This is a genomic window from Streptomyces melanogenes (assembly GCF_014649795.1).
Lineage (GTDB): Bacteria > Actinomycetota > Actinomycetes > Streptomycetales > Streptomycetaceae > Streptomyces > Streptomyces noboritoensis.
The window spans coordinates 74,045-92,510 of the sequence record NZ_BMTS01000012.1 but is presented as its reverse complement, the minus strand read 5'-3'; the positions used below and the strand labels follow the sequence as shown (position 1 = coordinate 92,510).

Below are 18,466 nucleotides of genomic sequence, written 5' to 3'. Positions count from 1 at the left end.
GCGGCCCGGTGGTGGGTTGCTCGCGCAGTTCCCCGCGCCCCTGGAAGCGCCGGAGGGGCTGAATTCACACCGTCGCCCTCCTGTCCAGAAACGTCGCCACCTCCGGGCACGTCGCATGGGGTGCCAGGATGCGGGCCGTGTCGGCCAGCATGGCCTGGATTCGGGTGGACTGGACCTCGGGGAGGAGGTCCAGGACCTGGTGGCCCGCCGCCGCCGACTCCGTGGGGGCGCCCGCGCGGGCCAGGTCGTCGGCGAGTTCCGCGCGGTACAGCGCCAGGTTGCGGGCGAAGTGCGGATCCTGGAGGCAGGCCGCGCGGCGGGCGTGCCGGGCCGCGCGCGGCCAGTCGCCCAGCGCCGACCAGCACTGCGCCTCCAGCATCTCCAGCTCGGCCTCCACGAAGAACGTCATCCACTCCGGGTCCCGCTCGGCCGGCCCGCGCCCGAACAGCGCGTGCGCCCGGGCGAGCGACTGCTCGCACGCCCCCCGGTCCCCGAGCCCGGCCCAGCCGCCCGCCTCCCGCAGGCTCAGCAGCGCGAGCAGCCGGGGCGAGCCGAGGCGGCGTGCGGCCCGCCCGCCCGCCTGCGCGGCCCGCAGCGCCTCGCGCGGCCGCCCCGCGTCCCTGGCCAGGAACGACATATTGCAGAAAGCGTGCGCCTCAAGGGCCGGGTCGCCCGCCAGCCGGGCGGTCGCGAGCGCCTCCGCGTAGTGCGAGCGAGCCTCCTCGTAGTGGCCCGAGTCATGGGCGAGCCAGCCCACCGAGATGGCGAGCTCCCCGGCGCCCGCGTGCAGCCGGTCGGCCGTGGAGCGGCGCGCGGTGCCCGCGTCGAGCAGCGCGTACGCGGTGCGCAGCGGCTGGGCGGCCCTGCGGTAGAGCCCGTTCGCGCCGTGCCGGTCGTCGAGCAGCCGGATCCGCCGCACCGCCTCCTCGACCGCGCCCACCTCGGCCTCGCCGACCCGCCGTACCGGCTGCCGTACGCAGTCCTGGGGCGCGGCCGCCGCGTGCTCGGGGAGCAGTCCCAGGGAGACGGCCGCCAGGGTGGCGGAGCCGCCGGTCATGAATGCGCGACGCAGCACGTCGCTCTCCTCGTCGTTACGTTCCGCTTCGTGGTCGGTGGTGCCGTCGTCCTGTTCCGGATGCGTCGTGTACGACGGGGTCGCACCACACCCCGCACGCGCCCCCCGGCCCCGTACCGCCTCACGGGCCGAGAACCCCATCTCCGCCATCGTCAAACCCGGGAACATGTGCCGGAAGACGCGTTCGTACGCGTAGTTGGGGCAGCGGATCTCACCGGCCTCCACGCGTCCGACGTACCGCGCGTCGCAGGCCACCTGCTCACCGATCTCGCGCGCCGCCCGGCGGACCGCGGCCGCGAACTCACCCGGCGAGCGCTGCCCCCGCAGCTCCCGGAACGCGGTGTTGGGGCCCTTGGCGGGACCCCGTTCGGGGGCCCGTGCGGCGGAGTTCGCCCCGGCACGGGGATCCGTTGACGTCGCCATGGCTCAGCAGCTCTCTTTGGCGGGGTGGTGCGGAGGAAGAACGTACCGGCAACATCGGCTCCGACAACCGGAGTTTGGCTACAAAAGGGATATCTCACCCGCGATCTGCTATGAACTGCCATCCTTTGCGGCGGCGTACCGCCGTAGCCGTTGACACGGACCCGCGTTGAACCATGCGGATACCGCCAACCCGCAAAAACCACGTGGGGGTTGCCTTGTTGGAGGCCGGCATGGACATCAATGGCACCGGGACGACCACGACGACCGCGCGGCACCGGCCCACCCAGGACGTCAGCGGACCGCCGGGCGGCGAGGAGCCCTGCGACCTCGTCACCGTGCCCGCGCGCCAGGGCCTGGAGGCGGTGGACATCCTGCGCCGCGCCGTCGCCCCGGCGGCCGTCGGCCCGGTCGTGCACGACGGCGCCTGCGACACCCTGGGCTTCCTGGTGCCGCCCGGCACCGCGGCCGCCTGGGACGTGCCGGGCAGCGCCTGCACCGAGACCAGCGGGCGGGGCCTGCGCATCCCGGGGCTGCCCGCCGAGCCGCCGGTCTCCGGCGGCGGCTGGCTGCTGCCGCCGGACGCGGTGGCGGTCACCGACCCCGCCGTGCTGCGCGTCGCGCTCGGCGAGGCGGCCCGGCTGATCGAGGCCGCGGACGGCATCACCGAGGCCGGCGGCCGATAATGGTCGGATGGCGGCACGAAGCGGTACGAAGAACGGGGCGAAGGGCGGGCCGAAGGCCGCGCCGGGCGGGCGGCGCGGTCGTCCGGCCGCCCCGGAGGCCGTCGTGGAGGCGGTCGACGGCGGCCTCGCCGAGCTGATACCGGACCGGGACCGGCCGCGCGGCTGGACCCTGCTGCTCGACGGCGCCCCCCAGTCCCACGTCGACCTGGACGCGCCGGAGCGGCTCACCTTCGAGTACCAGCGGCGCCTGGGCCACGTCATCGACCTCGCCGCCGAGCCGGGCCGCCCCCTCCAGGTGGTGCACCTGGGTGGCGGCGCCCTCACCCTCGCCCGCTACACGGCCGCCACCCGCCCCCGCTCCACCCAGCAGGTCGTCGAGGTCGACGCGGCCCTGGTGGGCCTGGTCCGCCGCGAGCTGCCGCTCGATCCGCAGGCGCGGATACGGGTGCGCTCCCTGGACGCGCGCGAAGGGCTCGCCAAGCTCCCGGACGGCTGGGCCGACCTGGTCGTCGCCGACGTCTTCAGCGGCGCCCGCACCCCCGCGCACCTGACCAGCACCGAGTTCCTGGGCGAGGTGCGCCGGGTGCTGCGGCCCGGCGGGATGTACGCGGCCAACCTCGCCGACGGGCCGCCGCTGGCGCATCTGCGCGCCCAGATAGCCACCGCCGCCGCGCTCTTCCCCGAGCTGGCGCTCGCCGCCGACCCGACCGTGCTGCGCGGCAAGCGGTTCGGCAACGCGGTCCTGCTCGCCTCGGACGTGCCGCTGCCGGTGGCCGAGTTCACCCGCCGCATCGCGAGCGACCCGCACCCGGGGCGCGTCGAACACGGCCGTGCGCTGGCCGACTTCACGGGCGGGGCGGCCCCGGTGACGGACGCGACCGCCAAGCCCTCTCCCGTACCGCCGCCGTCGGTGTTCCGGTAGGCGGACCGGCCGGTCAGCCCCGGTCGTCCAGCTCCACCGTGGGCGCGTGGTTGTACCAGGTGCAGAAGACCGACACCTCGCGCGTGCCCTTGCTGAAGGTGACCCGGATCCAGGTCGGCTGCTTCCACACCTGCATCTGCCAGCCCGTGTCCGGCGTCGCCGTCACCAGCTCCGCCGACGCGGTGCCGATGTCGAAGACGACCCGGCCGCCGGCGACGTTGTAGCCCTTCACGTTCCCCGAAGAGCGGGACGAAGGGGACGACTTGGACGGCCCGGCGGGGGAACGGCTCCCGGACGGCTTCCCATCCCCCGGCTGTGAGGGGGTGGCCGAGGGGCTGCCAGGTCCGGACGGCGACGGCGAGTCCTTCGGCCGTCGCGTCGAGGAGGCCAGCGGCCGCACCGCGCCCTGGGTGGTGTGCCCGTCGCCCGTGAGCGGGACCGCGCGCGGAGGGTCGTACGCCGTCCCGGCCATCACCGTGTGGACGCCCCACCAGGAGAGCGTGACCGCCGCCCCGGTGGCGAGCGACCAGGCGCAGACGTGGACGATTCCTCGGTGCATGGGCGTCATAACGGGGGCCATACTGCCCCACGCGCCCCACGCGTGTCCCCTCTCACCTGTGCCCGCCCGCTCCCGTCCCGGCCGGGACCGGTGTCCTGCGGATGGCGTACGGTGCCGCCCATGGCAAGTGTGCTCGTGGTCGAGGACGACCAGTTCGTTCGCTCCGCCCTCATCCGCCACCTCACCGAGGCCTCCCACACCGTACGGAGCGTCGGCACCGCGCTCGAGGCGCTGCGCGAGGTGGCCCATTTCCGGTTCGACGTGGTCGTCCTCGACCTCGGACTGCCCGATCTCGACGGGGCCGAGGCGCTGAAGATGCTGCGCGGCATCACCGACGTACCGGTCATCATCGCGACCGCGCGGGACGACGAGACGGAGATCGTGCGGCTGCTCAACGACGGCGCGGACGACTACCTGGTCAAGCCGTTCTCGGTGGAGCACCTGTCCGCCCGGATGACGGCCGTGCTGCGCCGCGCGCGGGCCGCCGGGGCCGAGCCGCCGCCGACGCTGATACGGGTCGGCGGGCTCTCCATCGACCCCTTGCGCCGCCAGGCCGAACTGGACGGCCTGCCGCTGGACCTCACCCGCCGCGAGTTCGACCTGCTGGCGTTCCTCGCCGGGCGCCCCGGGGTGGTCGTCCCGCGCAAGGAGCTGCTGGCCGAGGTGTGGCAGCAGTCGTACGGCGACGACCAGACCATCGACGTCCATCTGTCCTGGCTGCGCCGGAAGCTGGGCGAGACGGCCGCGCAACCCCGCTATCTGCACACCCTGCGCGGGGTGGGTGTGAAGCTGGAGCCACCCCGGTCGGAGCCCGGCCGATGAGGTGGGCGCTGGTGAAGGTCGCGGTCGCCGTCACGCTGATGGTGGTGCTCGCCTTCGCCGTACCGCTGGGCCTGGTCATCAAGGAGATGGCCCGCGACCGCGCCTTCTCCAACGCCGAGCGGCAGGCCGCCGCGATCGGCCCGACCCTCTCCATCACCGCCGACCGCGACGCGCTCGAACGGGCCGTCGCCTCCACCCAGGCGGGCGCGGCGGGCCGGATGGCCGTGCACGTCCCGGCGGCGCCGGGCGGCGCGCCCGTCGAGGTCGGCCGGGGGCGGGCGCCGCGCAAGGACCTGGACGCGACGCGGAAGGTGGTCCGCGCGTACATCTCCAGCGTCCCCGGCGGCTCCACCCTGCTCCAGCCGACCGCGCTGAGCTCGGGCGAGATCGCGATCGTCGAGGTGTACGTGCCCGAGGCCGAGGTCACCAACGGCGTGGCCACGGCGTGGCTGGTCCTGGCGGGCGTGGGCATCGCCCTCGTCATCGGCTCGGTGGCGGTGGCGGACCGCCTGGGTGTACGGATGGTGCGCCCGGCGCAGCGGCTGGCGGGGGCGGCGCACGACTTGGGGGAGGGGAAGCTGGGGGCGCGGGTGCCGGAGGAGGGCCCGGCGGAGTTGCGCTCGGCGGCGGTGGCCTTCAATTCCATGGCGGATCAGGTGGTCCAACTCCTCGCGAACGAGCGTGAGTTGGCGGCGGACCTGTCGCACCGACTACGCACCCCCCTGACGGTGCTGCGGCTCAACGCGGCTTCCCTGGGGGAGGGGCCCGCCGCCGAGCAGACGCGGGCGGCCGTCGAGCAGTTGGAGCGCGAGGTCGACACGATCATCCGTACGGCGCGGGAGGCCAAGCCGCAGACCCAGCCCGCCGGGGCGGGCGCCGGGTGCGACGCGTCCGAGGTCATCCGGGACCGGATGGCGTTCTGGTCGGCGCTGGCGGAGGACGAGGGCCGGGAGGTACGGCTCGCGGGCGTCGAACGCCCGGTCCGCATCCCGGTCGCGCGGCCCGAACTGGCCGCGGCGCTCGACGCGATGCTCGGCAACGTGTTCCGGCACACCCCGGAGGGGACGGCGTTCTCGGTCGACGTCCACAACGGGGAGGACGCGGTGATCGTGCTGGTCTCGGACGCGGGGTCGGGTATCGCGGATCCTCGGGCGGCGCTGGCGCGGGGGTCCAGCGGCGGAGGTTCGACGGGCCTGGGCCTGGACATCGTGCGGCGGATGGCGGAGTCGACGGGGGGTGACGTGCGGTTGGGGCGGTCGGTGCTGGGCGGGACGGAGGTCCGCGTCTGGATCGGCCTGGGCGCGCCACGCCCGACATCGCGGATCAGGGCCCGCCGCCGCCCGCGCCGCCCGTCTCCGACGTGAGTGACCCCCACCCCACCCCTTCCCGAAAGTCCTCCGGCGGACGGCCGGGTCCGTCGGCTGCGGACCGTGGGTGGCTGGTCGCGCAGTTCCCCGCGCCCCTGACCACCTAGGGGCGCGGGGAACTGCGCGAGCAACCCAGCACGGTCCGCAGACAAAGAACTCGGCCGCCCGCCAGAGGGCTTTCGGGAAGGGGCGGGGTGGGGGCTCTCACCCCCCGGGGATTAACCGCGCCGCATCCACCCCTTAAGCCCACCCTAAAAGATCCAACCCCTACCCCCGGCACCCCATTTACCCGTTTCCCAAGAGCTAGCGTGCTGCCCGCACCCCCCACCCGCACCACCCCCCACCCCCAACCCCAGAGGCAGGCGCACCCACAATGACCCGCACTCACCGCCGCCGCGCGAGCGGCAAGACGAAGGCGATCGGCGCCGTGGTCGCCGCGGCCGTCATCGGCGGCGCGGCCTTCGCGCTCACCGGCACCGCCCAGGCCGCCTCCGTAGGCGCCGCGTACACCAGGACCAGCAGCTGGGGCGGCGGCTACACCGGCCAGTACGTCGTCACCAACGACTCCGGCAAGGCCCTCGCCGACTGGACCCTGGAGTTCGACCTCCCGGCCGGGACCAAGCTCTCCTCCCTCTGGAACGGCGAGCAGACCGTCAAGGGTCAGCACGTCACCGTGAAGCCCGCCGCCTGGGACAAGAACGGACTCGCCCCCGGCGCCTCCGTCACCGTCGGCTTCGTCACCGACTCCACCGGCACCGCGGGCGACCCCACCGGCTGTCTGATCAACCAGGAGAAGTGCTCGGTCGACACCGGAGCGACCCCCGCCCCGACCGGCCGCCCGACCACCCAGCCCAAGCCCACGCCCACGGCGACCAGCAAGCCCACCCCCACCCCCACAAAGACCCAGACGAGCACCCCCCAACCCCCCACCCCCGGCACCACCACCCGCTTCGCCCCCTACATCGACACCTCCCTCTACCCCGCGTACGACCTCGTCGACACCGCCACCAAGACCGGCGTGAAGGAGTTCCACCTCGCCTTCGTCACCTCCGGCGGCGGCTGCGCCCCGAAGTGGGGCGGGGTCAGCGACCTGAACAGCGACGCCGTCGCCGCGCAGATAGGCGCCCTGCGCGCCAAGGGCGGCGACGTACGCGTCTCGTTCGGCGGCGCGGCCGGCTCCGAACTCGGCCTCGCCTGCAAGAGCACCGCCGAGCTCGCCGCCGCGTACGGCAAGGTCATCGACGCGTACAAGCTCACCAAGGTCGACTTCGACATCGAGGGCGCGGCCCTGCCGGACACCGCCGCCAACTCCCGCCGCGCACAGGCCATCGCGCAGCTCCAGAAGTCCCACCCGGGCCTCGACGTGGCGTTCACGCTGCCCGTGATGCCGGAGGGCCTCACCCAGCCCGGCGTCGACCTCGTCGCCGACGCCAAGAAGAACGGCGTCGCCGTCTCGGCCGTCAACATCATGGCGATGGACTACGGCCCGGCGTACAGCGGTGACATGGGCACGTACGCCATCCAGGCCGCGACCGCCACCCAGGCCCAGATCAAGGGCGTCCTGGGGCTCTCCGACGCCGCCGCCTGGAAGGCCGTGGCCGTCACCCCGATGATCGGCGTCAACGACGTCAGCTCTGAGACGTTCAAGGTCGACGACGCCACCCAGCTGGTGGACTTCGCCAAGTCCACGGGCCTGGGCCGGCTCGCCATGTGGTCCGGCGCCCGGGACAAGCAGTGCGCGAGCGGCGCCAAGAACTCCGCCGACCCGACCTGCTCCTCCGTCCTCCAGGACCCGCTGGCCTTCACGAAGGCCTTCGCCGCCCTGAAGTAGCCGGACCCGAGGCCCCAACCCCTGTGCGTGCCCCGCCGGTTCACCCCCCCACCCGGCCGGGGCGCGCGCGTCGGCGTCACGCGTCGGGGCCCGCCTCCGGCAGCACCCCCGTCCGCGCCAGCTCCCCGTACCAGCGCGCGCTGGACTTGGGCGTACGGGCCTGCGTCTCGTAGTCGACGTACACCGCCCCGAACCGCTTGCCGTAGCCGTACGCCCACTCGAAGTTGTCGAGCAGCGACCACAGGAAGTACCCGCGTACGTCCGCCCCGTCCCGCATCGCCCGCCGCACCGCCGCGAGGTGGCCGTGCAGATAGCGGATGCGGTCCGGGTCGTGCACCGCGCCGTCGGGGGCGGGCTTGTCGTCGTACGCGGCGCCGTTCTCCGTGATCATCAGGGGTACGCCCGGCGCCTCCCGCGTGTAGCGCATCAGCAGGTCGTAGAGGCCGGTCGGGTCGATCGACCAGTCCATCGCCGTCAGCTCGCCCGGCGGCCGGTGGAAGCGGACCGAGTCGGCGCCGGGCCACGGCGAGTGCGCGCTCTCGCCGTGGCCGTCGGGACGGGGTTCGCGCAGGTCAGGGCCGTTGTCGGGGTAATTGTCAGTGGCGGCGGATACAACTGAGGGTGCGTAGTAGTTGATGCCCAGCAGATCGAGGGGGTGCTTGGTGATGCTCAGATCGCCGTCGTGGACGAACGACCAGTCGGTGAGCCGAGCGGTGTCCCGCAGCAGGTCGTCGTCGTACGCGCCCTTGAACATCGGCCCCGTGAACACCCGGTTGGCGAGCGCGTCGATGCGCCGGCGCGCGTCCAGGTCGGCGGGCGACTGGGTGCGGGCCCTGACCGCGCTCGGGTTGAGGCTGATCGCCAGTTTGGCGGCCTTCGGCAGCGTGGCGCGCAGTGCCCGGGCGGCGAGCCCGTGGCCCAGGTTGAGGTGGTGCGCGGCCCGCAGCGCCGCCACCGGATCGGTGCGGCCGGGTGCGTGGACGCCGGAGCCGTATCCCAGGAAGGCGCTGCACCAGGGCTCGTTGAGGGTGGTCCACATATCCACCCGGTCGCCGAGCGCCTCGGCGACCAGCCCCGCGTAGTCCGCGAACCGGTGGGCGGTGTCCCGCTCGGGCCAGCCGCCCGCGGACTCCAACTCCTGCGGCAGGTCCCAGTGGTAGAGCGTGAGGGAGGGCCTGATGCCCCGCTCCAGGAGGCCGTCCACCAGCGCGCGGTAGAAGTCCAGCCCGCGCTGGACGGCGGGGCCGCGCCCGGTCGGCTGCACCCGCGACCAGGACACCGAGAAGCGGTACGCGGTGAGGTTCAGGTCCGCCATCAGCCGGACGTCGTCCCGCCAGCGGTGGTAGTGGTCGACGGCGACGTCCCCGCTGTCCCCGCCGGACACCTTCCCCGGCGTACGGCAGAAGGTGTCCCAGATGGACGGCGTCCGGCCGCCCTCGGCGACCGCGCCCTCGATCTGGTACGCGGAGGTGGCGGCGCCCCAGAGGAAGTCGGGCGGGAAGGTGTCGGATGCGGACGCGGGCACGGGTTCGTACATGGAAGCGCTCCCATCGTGGTCGTACGGAAGGAGGTTGATGTGAGGCACAGGCTCAGGCACCAGGACGGGCACCGGCGCAGGCACCGGCACCCGCTCAGCCCTTCACCGCGCCCTGCATGATCCCGCCCACGATCTGCTTGCCGAACAGCACGAACGCGAGCAGCAGGGGCAGGGTGCCGAGGAGGGCGCCGGCCATGATGACCGACTGGTCGGGGATGTAGCCGCGGCCGAGTCCGGTGAGCGCCACCTGGACCGTGGGGCTGCCGTTCTGGGTCAGCGCGATGATCGGCCAGAAGAAGTCGTTCCAGGCCATCACGAAGGTCAGCATGCCCAGGACGGCCATCGCGGGCCGGGCGGCCGGGAAGACCACGTGCCACACCACCCGCCAGCTGCTCGCGCCGTCGACCCGGGCGGCCTCGATCAGCTCGGTGGGCAGCGCCTCGACGAGGAACTGCCGCATGAAGAACACCCCGAAGGCGCTGACCAGGGTCGGCAGGACGACCGCCTGGAGCTGATCGGTCCAGGACAGCTTCGCCACCATCATGTAGAGGGGGACGACGCTGAGCTGGGGCGGGATCATCATCGTGCCGATCACCAGCAGGAGCAGCAGGTTCTTGAAGCGGAACCGCAGCTTGGCGAAGGCGAAGCCGGCGAGCGTGGAGAAGAAGACCGTGCCGAGCGCGATCGAGCCCGCCACGATCGTGGTGTTGAGCAGGGCCGTGCCCATGTGGGCGTCGGTCCAGGCGATCTTGAGGTTCCTGAAGAGGTTGCCGCCGAACCAGAAGGGAGGGGGAGTCTGGGCGAGCCGCTCGTTGCTGCGGGAGGCGGCGACCGCCGTCCACACCAGAGGGAAGAGCGAGCCCGCGGTGAAGAGGATCAGGATCGCGTACGTCAGCCGTCCGCCGTGCAGTTGGCGCCCGGCGCGGTGGACGGATCGGGGGACGGCCGGTGCCGTCGTCTTGGCGCTCACGTCGTCTCCTTGCGCAGCGCGCGCGAGATCAGCCAGTTCGCGGCGCCGATCAGCAGCAGGATCAGGAACATCGTCCAGGCGATGGCGGAGGCCCGGCCGAGGTGGAGGTTCACCCAGCCCTGTTCGTACAGATAGAGGCCGAGCGTCTGGAACTGGTGGTCGGAGCCGCCGGTGGCGCCCGCGCCGCCGTTGAACAGCAGCGGTTCGCCGAACAGCTGGGTCGCGCCGATCGTGGACACGACGCAGGTGAACAGGATGGTCGGCCGCAGCGAGGGCACGGTGACGTGCCGGAACTGCTGCCAGCGCGAGGCCCCGTCGAGCGCGGCGGACTCGTAGAGGTCGGGCGGGATGGCCTGCATCGCGGCCAGGTAGATCAGCGCGTTGTAGCCGGTCCAGCGCCACACCACGATCGTGGAGACCGCGAACTGGGAGGTCCAGGTGCCGTTCTGCCAGTCGACCGGGCCCCAGCCGAGCTGGCCCAGCGCCCAGTTGACCATGCCGTAGTCGCGCCCGAAGAGGAGGACGAAGACCAGGGTCGCCGCCGCCACGCTGGTGGCGTACGGGGTGAGGACGGCGACCCGGAAGAACATCGAGCCGCGCAGCTTGAAGTGGAGCAGATGGGCCACGCCGAGCGCGATCAGGAGCTGGGGGACGGTGGAGATGACGCCGATGGTGAAGGTGTTGCGCAGCGCGTTCCAGAAGAACTCGTCCGACAGCAGCCGGGAGAAGTTGCGCAGCCCGACCCAGTGCATCTCGTTCGGAGCGGTCAGCTCGACCTGGTGCAGCGAGGCCCAGCCCGTATAGAGGAGGGGGAAGAGCCCGAACGCGGCGAAGAAGAGGAAGAAGGGCGCGACGAGGGCGTACGGACTCCAGCGCACATCGCGCCGATACCACCGGCTGCGCCGCTCCCGCCGCCGTGCCTCGGCGGGGTCGAGGGGGTCGGCGGGGGCGGCGGCGGGAGCGCCCACCGCCCCCGTGCCGCTGGTCACCGTCACTGGTCCAGCGCGTTGTCGATGGCCTTCACCGCCGCGTTCCAGCCCGCCTCGGGGGAGCGGCCCTTCTGGTCGACCTGGAGCATCCCGACGTCGGCGAGGTTCTGCGCGATGATCAGGTCCTTCGGGCCGAGGATCTGCACCGGGGTGCCCTCGGCGGCCTTGGCGAAGATCTTCCCGATGGGGGCGCCGCCGAAGTAGGCGTGCTGGGCGCCGGAGACGGCGGGCAGGGCGTACGCGGCGCGGGCGCTGGGGAAGCTGCCGCGCTTCTCGAAGAGCGTCGCCTGCTGGGCCGGGGCGGTCAGCCAGGCCGCGAGCTCGGCGGCCTGGGCACGGTGCTTGCCCGCCGAGGGGACGACGAGGAAGGAGCCGCCCCAGTTGGACGGCTTGGGCGCGGCCGCCACGTCCCACTTGCCCTTGCCGGCCTCGCCCGCCTTGTCCTGGATGTAGCCGAGCATCCAGGCGGGGCAGGAGACGGTGGCGAAGGTGCCGTTGGCGAAGCCCTGGTCCCAACTGGGCTGGAACTGCTGCAGCTTGGCGGTCAGCCCGTGCGTGGCGAACGAGGTCGCCGTGTCCCAGGCCTCCTTCACGGCCGGGTTGGACTTGTAGACGACCTTGCCGTCACCGTCGTAGTAGCGGGTGGCGCTGCCGCCGGTGATGGCGGCCATGACCCCCGAGGCGGAGTCGACGAACGCCGTGCCCTTGGGCGCCTTCGCCTTGTAGCGCTCACCGGCCGCCAGGTACTTCTGCCAGTCGCCCGCCCACAGCTTCCCCACGGCGTCCCGGTCGGTGGGCAGCCCGGCGGCGGCGAACAGGTCCTTGCGGTAGCAGATGCCCTGCGGCCCGATGTCGGTGCCGAGCCCGACGGTCCTGCCGTCCTTGGTGGTGGCCTGCCCCCACTTCCAGGGCAGGAAGGCGTCCTTGTCGACGCCCTTCACCTTGCCGAGGTCTTCGAGGCGGCCCGCCTGGGTGGCGGTGACCTCGGCGATGTTGTTGACCTCCACGGCCTGGATGTCGGCGAGCCCGCTGCCGGAGCCGAGGTGGGTGAGCAGCTGCGGGTAGTAGTTCTCGTTCCGCTCGATCGACGTCTGCTTGATCTCGATGTCCGGGTGGAGCTTCATGTACGCGTCGTAGAGCCCGGCCTCCTTGAGGCCGAAGGCGCCGAAGACACCCACCGTGAGCGTCGTCCTGGTGCCGCCGCCCCCGCTGCCGCCGGAGGAGGAGCCGGACGAGGCGGAGTCCAAGCTGCCGCCGTCGTCGGCGCAGCCCGCGAGCAGCGAGGCGCCGAGCGCCGCGACGACGGCCAGGGCCGCGACCCGGACGGGCCCGCGTTTTCTTGTGCGTATACGCATGGTGATCCTCCAACTGGCTTGCCGTGCAGGGTGATTGACGGTCAGTCGTGCAGTGGGGGAAGGTGCGGAAGGTGTACGGGTACCCCGGGGTGGGAGCGCTCCCAGTCGTGATGTGTTGAAGGGTGGCGACTGCCCGGGAGGGTGTCAAGGGAGCGGACAAAGGCAGCCCGCGGCCGAGGTCGGGCTGTTAGCTTTCACCCCAGTTCCGCGATGTGCGGCGAGACGGGGAGGCAGGCATGACAGCAGCTCGCACGGTACGGGGCCGCGGAGCCGGGCGGCCCACCCTTGAAGAGGTGGCGGCGCGTGCCGGGGTCGGCCGGGGCACGGTGTCGCGGGTGATCAACGGCTCGCCCCGGGTCAGCGACCGCACCCGCGCGGCCGTCGAGGCGGCGGTGGCTGAGCTCGGCTACGTCCCCAACCGTGCGGCCCGCGCCCTGGCCGCCAACCGTACGGACGCGATCGCCCTGGTCGTCCCCGAGACGGAGACGCGCTTCTTCGCGGAGCCGTACTTCTCGGAGGTCGTCCGGGGGGTGGGCCAGGCCCTCGCGGAGACGGAGATGCAGCTCCTGCTGACCCTGGTGGGCAGCGACCGGGAGCGCCGCCGGCTCGCCCAGTACCTGACGGGCCATCGGGTCGACGGCGTGCTGCTGGTGGGCGTGCACGCCGACGACCCGCTGCCCGAGCTCCTGGAGCAGCTGGACATGCCGGTGGTGATCAGCGGCCCGCGCTCCGAGGACGAGCCGCTGGCCTCGGTGGACTCGGACAACTTCGCCGGGGCGCGGGCGGCCGTGGCCCACCTGGTGGCGCGCGGGCGCCGTTCGATAGCCACGATCACCGGGCCGCTGGACGTGTACGGGGCGCGCCGCCGCCTGGACGGCTACCGGGCCGCCCTCGCCGAGGCCGGGCTGCCCGCCGCCCCGCACCTGATATCCCCGGCGGACTTCACCGAGGAGGGCGGCCGCGGGGCGATGGCCGATCTGCTGGGCCGGGCGCCGGAGGTGGACGCGGTCTTCGCGGCCTCGGACGTGATGGCGTCCGGCGCCCGCCAGGTGCTGCGCGAGCGGGGCCGCCGGGTTCCGGAGGACGTCTCGCTCGTGGGCTTCGACGACTCGGCGATCGCCCGCCACATGGAGCCGCCGCTCACCAGCGTGCGCCAGCCGATCGAGGAGATGGGCCGGGCGATGACGGAGCTGCTGCTCGCCCAGATCGCGGCGGGCGAGCCGTCCCGCCCGCGCCTGGTCCTGCCGACGGAGCTGGTCGTCCGGTCGTCGACCTGAGCCCGGAGGCCTCCCGGGAACACTTTCGGGAAAGCTTCCGGGAACGAGAGAGGCCCGGTCCGCCGAAGCGGACCGGGCCTTCCCGATCAGGGTGAGTAACGGGACTCGAACCCGCGACATCCTGGACCACAACCAGGTGCTCTACCAGCTGAGCTATACCCACCATGCGTGACCGGACTGTTGTGGTCTTGGAAGCCCCTGGGGGTTTTCCTACCGGCCGAGAAAAAGTGTACAGGGTCCGGGAGGGTGCTCGCGCACATGTTTCGCGGCCCCCTCCCGGGGCGCCCCTGAAGTCCCCCCGAAGGGTTACTCCGCAGGCAGGACGTGCTTCGCCGCGATCGACTTCGCCGTGTCCGAGTCCGGGCCCGGCTGGGCGACGAAGATCGCCTCGCGGTAGTAGCGGAGCTCCGCGATGGATTCACGGATGTCCGCGAGCGCCCGGTGGTTGCCGTTCTTGTCCGGACTGTTGAAGTACGCCCTCGGGTACCAGCGGCGGGCGAGCTCCTTCACCGAGGAGACGTCCACGATCCGGTAGTGGAGGTACTCCTCCAGGGCCGACATGTCCCGCGACAGGAAGCCGCGGTCGGTGCCGACCGAGTTCCCGCACAGCGGGGCCTTGCCCGGCTCCTTCACGTGCTCGCGGACGTACGCCAGGACCTGCGCCTCGGCGTCGGCCAGCGTGGTGCCGCCGGCCAGCTCGTCGAGGAGCCCGGAGGCGGTGTGCATCTCGCGCACCACCTCCGGCATGGTCTCCAGCGCGGCGTCCGGGGGACGGATCACGATGTCCACCCCTTCACCGAGCACGTTCAGCTCCGAGTCGGTGACCAGGGCGGCCACCTCGATAAGTGCGTCGTCCGCCAGCGAGAGCCCGGTCATCTCGCAGTCGATCCACACCATGCGGTCGTTCATGTGTCTCAGCCTACGGGGCCGCTCCGCTGCCCCGGCAGACTCGGACGCATGTAACCGGTGGCGTACAGCTCCGAGACGGACTTGCCGGGGTCCGGCGGCGGCGCGTGCGAGATCGCCGTCGGACCGACCAGAGCGCTGGCCGCGGCCGTGCGCCGCGACTGCGGCAGGGCCTGCGGCGGCACCGTCTCCAGGGTCGGCGGACCCCCGGACGGCTCCGCCTGCGGCCGGCGCGCCCGGTACGCCGCCCGGTAGGACGCCGGGGACGAGCCGAGCTGGCGGCGGAAGTGCCCGCGCAGCGCGACCGGCGAGCGGAAGCCGCAGCGGCCCGCGACCTCGTCGACCGAGTAGTCCGACGTCTCCAGGAGACGCTGGGCCTGGAGCACCCGCTGGGTGATCAGCCACTGGAGCGGGGCCGATCCGGTCAGCGAGCGGAACCGCCGGTCGAACGTACGGCGTGACATGTACGCGCGAGCGGCGAGGGTCTCCACGTCGAACTGCTCGTGGAGGTGCTCCAGCGCCCAGGACACGACCTCGGCCAGCGGGTCGGACCCGATCTCTTCAGGTAAAGACCTGTCGAGATAGCGCTCCTGACCGCCGCTGCGCCGCGGCGGGACGACGAGCCGGCGCGCGAGGGCTCCGGCGGCGTCGCTGCCGTGGTCGGTCCGCACGATGTGCAGACAGAGGTCGATCCCGGCCGCCGTGCCCGCCGACGTGAGGACGTCCCCGTCGTCGACGAACAGCTCCCGCGGGTCCACGTGGACCGACGGGTAGCGCTTGGCGAGCGTCGGCGCGTACATCCAGTGCGTGGTCGCCGGGCGGCCGTCGAGCAGCCCGGCAGCCGCGAGGACGAACGCCCCGGTGCAGAGGCCCACGATGCGGGCCCCTTCTTCGTGCGCCCGGCGCAGTGCGTCGAGCGCGGCCGCCGGTGGCGGCGAGGTGATGGACCGCCAGGCGGGCACCACCACGGTGCCGGCCCGGTTGATGGCCTCCAGCCCATAGGGCGCGGTCAGTTCGAGCCCGCCTGTGGTCCGCAGGGGGCCCTCCTCTCCGGCGCAGACCAGCAGGCGGTAGCGGGGCACGCCCGCGTCCTGCCTGTCGATCCCGAACACGGAGAGCGGAATGGAGCTCTCGAAGATGGGGCCGCCACTGAACAGCAGTACGGCTACGACTTCCCGGCGTCGACGGCCGGCGAGCTTCCTTGTGGCCTCCGGTGATGCGGCAGCGGAGGCCTGGCTCATTTTGCTAAGCCCCCCTCGGTGTTCGCGGCTCCCCGTTCTTGTCGGGCTTGTCGCTCCTGCACTTTTCCCCTTGGTTTTGCACGAGTCCCCCAGCCTTCGATACGCATGATCGAATCTACTGCGTTCTGTGGCGTCGGCGTGACAAGTCCGGTACTCAGCGCTATGTCGACTTGGCAACTTGGCGCGAAGCGTTCGATCACGAAGGGTTTCATCCAGGGCGCCCGTAGGGAAGTGGGCGTCGCGTGCATGGCCCGTACCCGTATGGCCAAAGCCGCCACCCCTGCCCGTTTTCCGCTGGTGGCAAGGGGGTTGGCAGGCCATTTCGGGCAGGGGAGAGGGGGGAGGGGAAGTTGGCTGAAAACATACGGGTCCGTGTGTACGAACGCGTCAGTCCAACGGCGAACTTTCGCCGTTCGCCCCGCCGTCCCGGTGCCGGCCGGACCCCGGCCGGGCCGCCGCGCGCTCCGATTGGCGCAGCAGCAGCCGACAGACCGCGGTGATCGCCGCGAGCCCGACCGCCGAGCCGGTGGCTCCGGCGAACGAGGAACCGTAGACGACGAGCACCACCGGCACCAGGACGCAGCTGAACGCCGCCCAGCGCACGACGTCGCCCGCACAGTCCCCGGCAACCGCGGAGCCCGCCCGCACGCCGTGCGCGCCCCCCTCCGCGCTCCCCTCGGCACCCCGCGACCCTTGCGCGGGCGCGGGCGCGCCCGGCCCCTGGGGGGCGTGCGCGCCCCGGCGGGAGCCGCCGGGTGGGGTCGGCGGGGAGGCGTCCTGGGCGAGCGGCGGGGAGGGCACGGGCATGGGCTCCATGGAGGGGTGTCGGAACAGCGTCGGAACGGCCACGTGTCTAACGGGCGGGTACGCGTTCCGGTCACTGCGCGTGCACAGCCGACCCACAGCCCAGGGACGTCCGGGCGTCACCGAAGTGGATCGAACGTGCACAGAATGTTGAAGAAGGGACCTCTGTACCGGCCATCGGCCATTGCCATCCGGGGCGGGCTCGTGCATGCTCCGGGGAACGCCGTGCAGCATCGGCGGCTCTGGGCAGGAGAGGAGTGTCGCCGTACCCTTGGGGGTATGGGCTTGGGAAGATGATTCCCGGACACAGCTCCGCCGCCAACTGTCGCCCTCCCATGAGGATCCAAACGCCGAGACACCCATGGCCGGTCAAGAATTCCCCGAACCCGCGGACCGCAAGCAGGTAGCCGACCCGACGTCGGACCTCCAGGCGGCAGAAGAACCACGTCTGTCCTGTGACCCCGCCTTCCGGCACGGAGTGGTGGTCGGATTCGACGGCTCCACGTCGAGCGAGCGCGCCCTCGCGTACGCCATCGGCATGGCCAGACGCTCAGGTTCCGGTCTGATCATCGTGCATGTCGCCAACCGGCTGCCCACCACCGTGTGGGCGGGCTGCGAGCCACCGGTCTTCGTGGACGTGCCGGACCACCGGACGGAAGTGCTCGGCCTGGAGCTCGCCTGTGCGGACTACTTGGCCGAGGTCTCCTGGATCCTGGTCGAGCGCGGCGGGGACATCTGCCACGAACTGGAAGAAGTCGGGCGGGAGTACGCGGCGGACGCGATCGTCGTCGGCTCCACGCACGGCATCGTGGGCCGGATCTTCGGCTCGGTCGCCGGCCGTCTGGCCCGGCGCGCCCAGCGCCCCGTGGTCGTCATCCCGTAACCCGGCCGTGTCCGTTTGTTGTCCCAGCTGAGACGCTGTCAACTCCCTTTGTTCCGAGGTGAATCTACCCTCCGGTAGGGGGTGGATTGTGCCCTTGTGAAGGGTACATAAGGGTCGCTGGGAAGCAGCACCACCTGCAGCACAACTGCACATGAAGGGAGCCCGCCGTGGACCACGAAGCCCCCGCGGGAAGCATCACTTCCACTCTCGGCCACCTCGCACTCGGACTCACCCTGCTCGCCTTCGGCCTCGGCACCACCAAGGTCGTCGACGGCGTCACCGTTGCGGACGCCGTGTCGATCGCGACCTACGTCGGCGGCATCGGCCTCTTCGTCCTCGGAATCGTCGCGTTCCGTGACCAGGACGCCTTCACCGGTACCGCGTTCGCGGGCCTGGGCGCCTTCTGGTTCACCTGGGCCAGCGGCGCGGACTCCAAGTTCTCGACCAACGCGGCGGGCTTGTTCCTGCTGCTGTTCGGGCTCCTCGCGCTGAGCCTGGCGGCGGGCGCGGCGGGCGCCGGACCCATCCGGCAGGGTTCGTACGCCCTGCTGTTCGTCTCCCTGGTGCTCCTCGCGATCGCCGACTTCGCCACCAACGACGGCCTCGCGAAGGCCGGCGGCTGGGTGGCGGCGGTCGCGGGTGCCGTGTCCTGGTACGGGGCGACGGCGGGCCTGGCCAACTGGCCGACGGCGATTCCGCGACGCGCTGCCGGCCGGGGGGTGACGGCCGCCGGCTAGGCAGCCGCGGGCCGGTGCTTTGGGCGGCACCGGCAGGCAAGGGAGCGGCCCCGCACGCCTGGTGGCGCGTGCGGGGCCGCTCTTC

The 18,466-nt window shown here is 72.4% G+C and carries 17 protein-coding genes and 1 tRNA gene; 8 read left to right on the top strand and 10 right to left on the bottom strand.

The window, feature by feature from the left end:
• Window positions 1-64 precede the first annotated feature (64 nt).
• Window positions 65-1,498 carry an NsdA family TPR-like regulatory protein gene (locus tag IE252_RS25155; RefSeq protein WP_190091752.1) on the bottom strand — a complete coding sequence of 478 codons (1,434 nt, stop codon included), beginning with the start codon at window positions 1,496-1,498 and terminating at the stop codon, window positions 65-67.
• Window positions 1,499-1,728: 230 nt separating this feature from the next.
• Between IE252_RS25155 and IE252_RS25150 the strand changes: the two genes are divergently transcribed.
• Entirely contained in the window at window positions 1,729-2,181 is a 453-nt protein-coding gene (locus IE252_RS25150) for a hypothetical protein (RefSeq protein WP_190091751.1), read from the top strand.
• Window positions 2,182-2,188: 7 nt separating this feature from the next.
• Window positions 2,189-3,103 (top strand): spermidine synthase, encoded by a 915-nt coding sequence (locus IE252_RS25145; RefSeq protein WP_190091750.1) that lies wholly within the window; start codon window positions 2,189-2,191, stop codon window positions 3,101-3,103.
• Window positions 3,104-3,116: 13 nt separating this feature from the next.
• Here the strand turns inward: IE252_RS25145 and IE252_RS25140 are convergent, their stop codons facing one another.
• On the bottom strand, window positions 3,117-3,662 hold the full coding sequence (locus IE252_RS25140; protein ID WP_190091749.1) for a hypothetical protein: 546 nt from the start codon (window positions 3,660-3,662) through the stop codon (window positions 3,117-3,119).
• Window positions 3,663-3,782: 120 nt separating this feature from the next.
• Here IE252_RS25140 and IE252_RS25135 point away from each other — a divergent pair, with 120 nt between their 5' ends.
• The 3 genes from IE252_RS25135 to IE252_RS25125 all read left to right on the top strand — a co-directional run bounded on the left by IE252_RS25135 (window position 3,783) and on the right by IE252_RS25125 (window position 7,682).
• Entirely contained in the window at window positions 3,783-4,484 is a 702-nt protein-coding gene (locus IE252_RS25135; RefSeq protein ID WP_190091748.1) for a response regulator transcription factor, read from the top strand.
• Window positions 4,481-5,848 carry a sensor histidine kinase gene (locus tag IE252_RS25130; protein WP_190091747.1) on the top strand — a complete coding sequence of 456 codons (1,368 nt, stop codon included), beginning with the start codon at window positions 4,481-4,483 and terminating at the stop codon, window positions 5,846-5,848. Before IE252_RS25135 ends, IE252_RS25130 begins: the two co-directional genes overlap by 4 nt.
• Before the next feature lie 376 nt (window positions 5,849-6,224).
• Entirely contained in the window at window positions 6,225-7,682 is a 1,458-nt protein-coding gene (locus IE252_RS25125; protein WP_190091746.1) for a glycoside hydrolase family 18 protein, read from the top strand.
• A 76-nt stretch (window positions 7,683-7,758) separates the two neighbouring features.
• Here IE252_RS25125 and IE252_RS25120 read toward each other — a convergent pair whose 3' ends face one another.
• From IE252_RS25120 to IE252_RS25105, 4 genes are all read right to left on the bottom strand, one after another.
• Entirely contained in the window at window positions 7,759-9,219 is a 1,461-nt protein-coding gene (locus IE252_RS25120; protein ID WP_190091745.1) for a glycoside hydrolase family 1 protein, read from the bottom strand.
• Between the two features lie 94 nt (window positions 9,220-9,313).
• Window positions 9,314-10,189, bottom strand: coding sequence for a carbohydrate ABC transporter permease (locus tag IE252_RS25115; protein ID WP_229848784.1), 876 nt, complete (start codon window positions 10,187-10,189; stop codon window positions 9,314-9,316).
• Complete coding sequence (locus IE252_RS25110) at window positions 10,186-11,178, bottom strand: carbohydrate ABC transporter permease (protein WP_190091906.1); 993 nt, start codon at window positions 11,176-11,178, stop codon at window positions 10,186-10,188. Before IE252_RS25110 ends, IE252_RS25115 begins: the two co-directional genes overlap by 4 nt.
• Window positions 11,179-11,180: 2 nt before the next feature.
• Window positions 11,181-12,533 (bottom strand): ABC transporter substrate-binding protein, encoded by a 1,353-nt coding sequence (locus IE252_RS25105; protein ID WP_190091744.1) that lies wholly within the window; start codon window positions 12,531-12,533, stop codon window positions 11,181-11,183.
• Between the two features lie 236 nt (window positions 12,534-12,769).
• Between IE252_RS25105 and IE252_RS25100 the strand changes: the two genes are divergently transcribed.
• On the top strand, window positions 12,770-13,810 hold the full coding sequence (locus IE252_RS25100) for a LacI family DNA-binding transcriptional regulator (RefSeq protein WP_190091743.1): 1,041 nt from the start codon (window positions 12,770-12,772) through the stop codon (window positions 13,808-13,810).
• Window positions 13,811-13,900: 90 nt separating this feature from the next.
• Here the strand turns inward: IE252_RS25100 and IE252_RS25095 are convergent.
• The 4 genes from IE252_RS25095 to IE252_RS25080 form a co-directional block, all read right to left on the bottom strand.
• Window positions 13,901-13,973: transfer RNA gene (locus IE252_RS25095), tRNA-His, on the bottom strand.
• 143 nt (window positions 13,974-14,116) lie between these two features.
• On the bottom strand, window positions 14,117-14,719 hold the full coding sequence (orn, locus tag IE252_RS25090) for an oligoribonuclease (protein ID WP_190091742.1): 603 nt from the start codon (window positions 14,717-14,719) through the stop codon (window positions 14,117-14,119).
• A 5-nt stretch (window positions 14,720-14,724) separates the two neighbouring features.
• Entirely contained in the window at window positions 14,725-15,957 is a 1,233-nt protein-coding gene (locus tag IE252_RS25085; RefSeq protein ID WP_190091741.1) for a helix-turn-helix domain-containing protein, read from the bottom strand.
• A 387-nt stretch (window positions 15,958-16,344) separates the two neighbouring features.
• Complete coding sequence (locus IE252_RS25080) at window positions 16,345-16,605, bottom strand: hypothetical protein (RefSeq protein WP_190091905.1); 261 nt, start codon at window positions 16,603-16,605, stop codon at window positions 16,345-16,347.
• A gap of 517 nt (window positions 16,606-17,122) precedes the next feature.
• Between IE252_RS25080 and IE252_RS25075 the strand changes: the two genes are divergently transcribed.
• Window positions 17,123-17,644 (top strand): universal stress protein, encoded by a 522-nt coding sequence (locus IE252_RS25075; RefSeq protein WP_067159339.1) that lies wholly within the window; start codon window positions 17,123-17,125, stop codon window positions 17,642-17,644.
• Window positions 17,645-17,811: 167 nt separating this feature from the next.
• Window positions 17,812-18,381 carry a GPR1/FUN34/YaaH family transporter gene (locus tag IE252_RS25070; RefSeq protein WP_190091740.1) on the top strand — a complete coding sequence of 190 codons (570 nt, stop codon included), beginning with the start codon at window positions 17,812-17,814 and terminating at the stop codon, window positions 18,379-18,381.
• Window positions 18,382-18,466 lie beyond the last annotated feature (85 nt).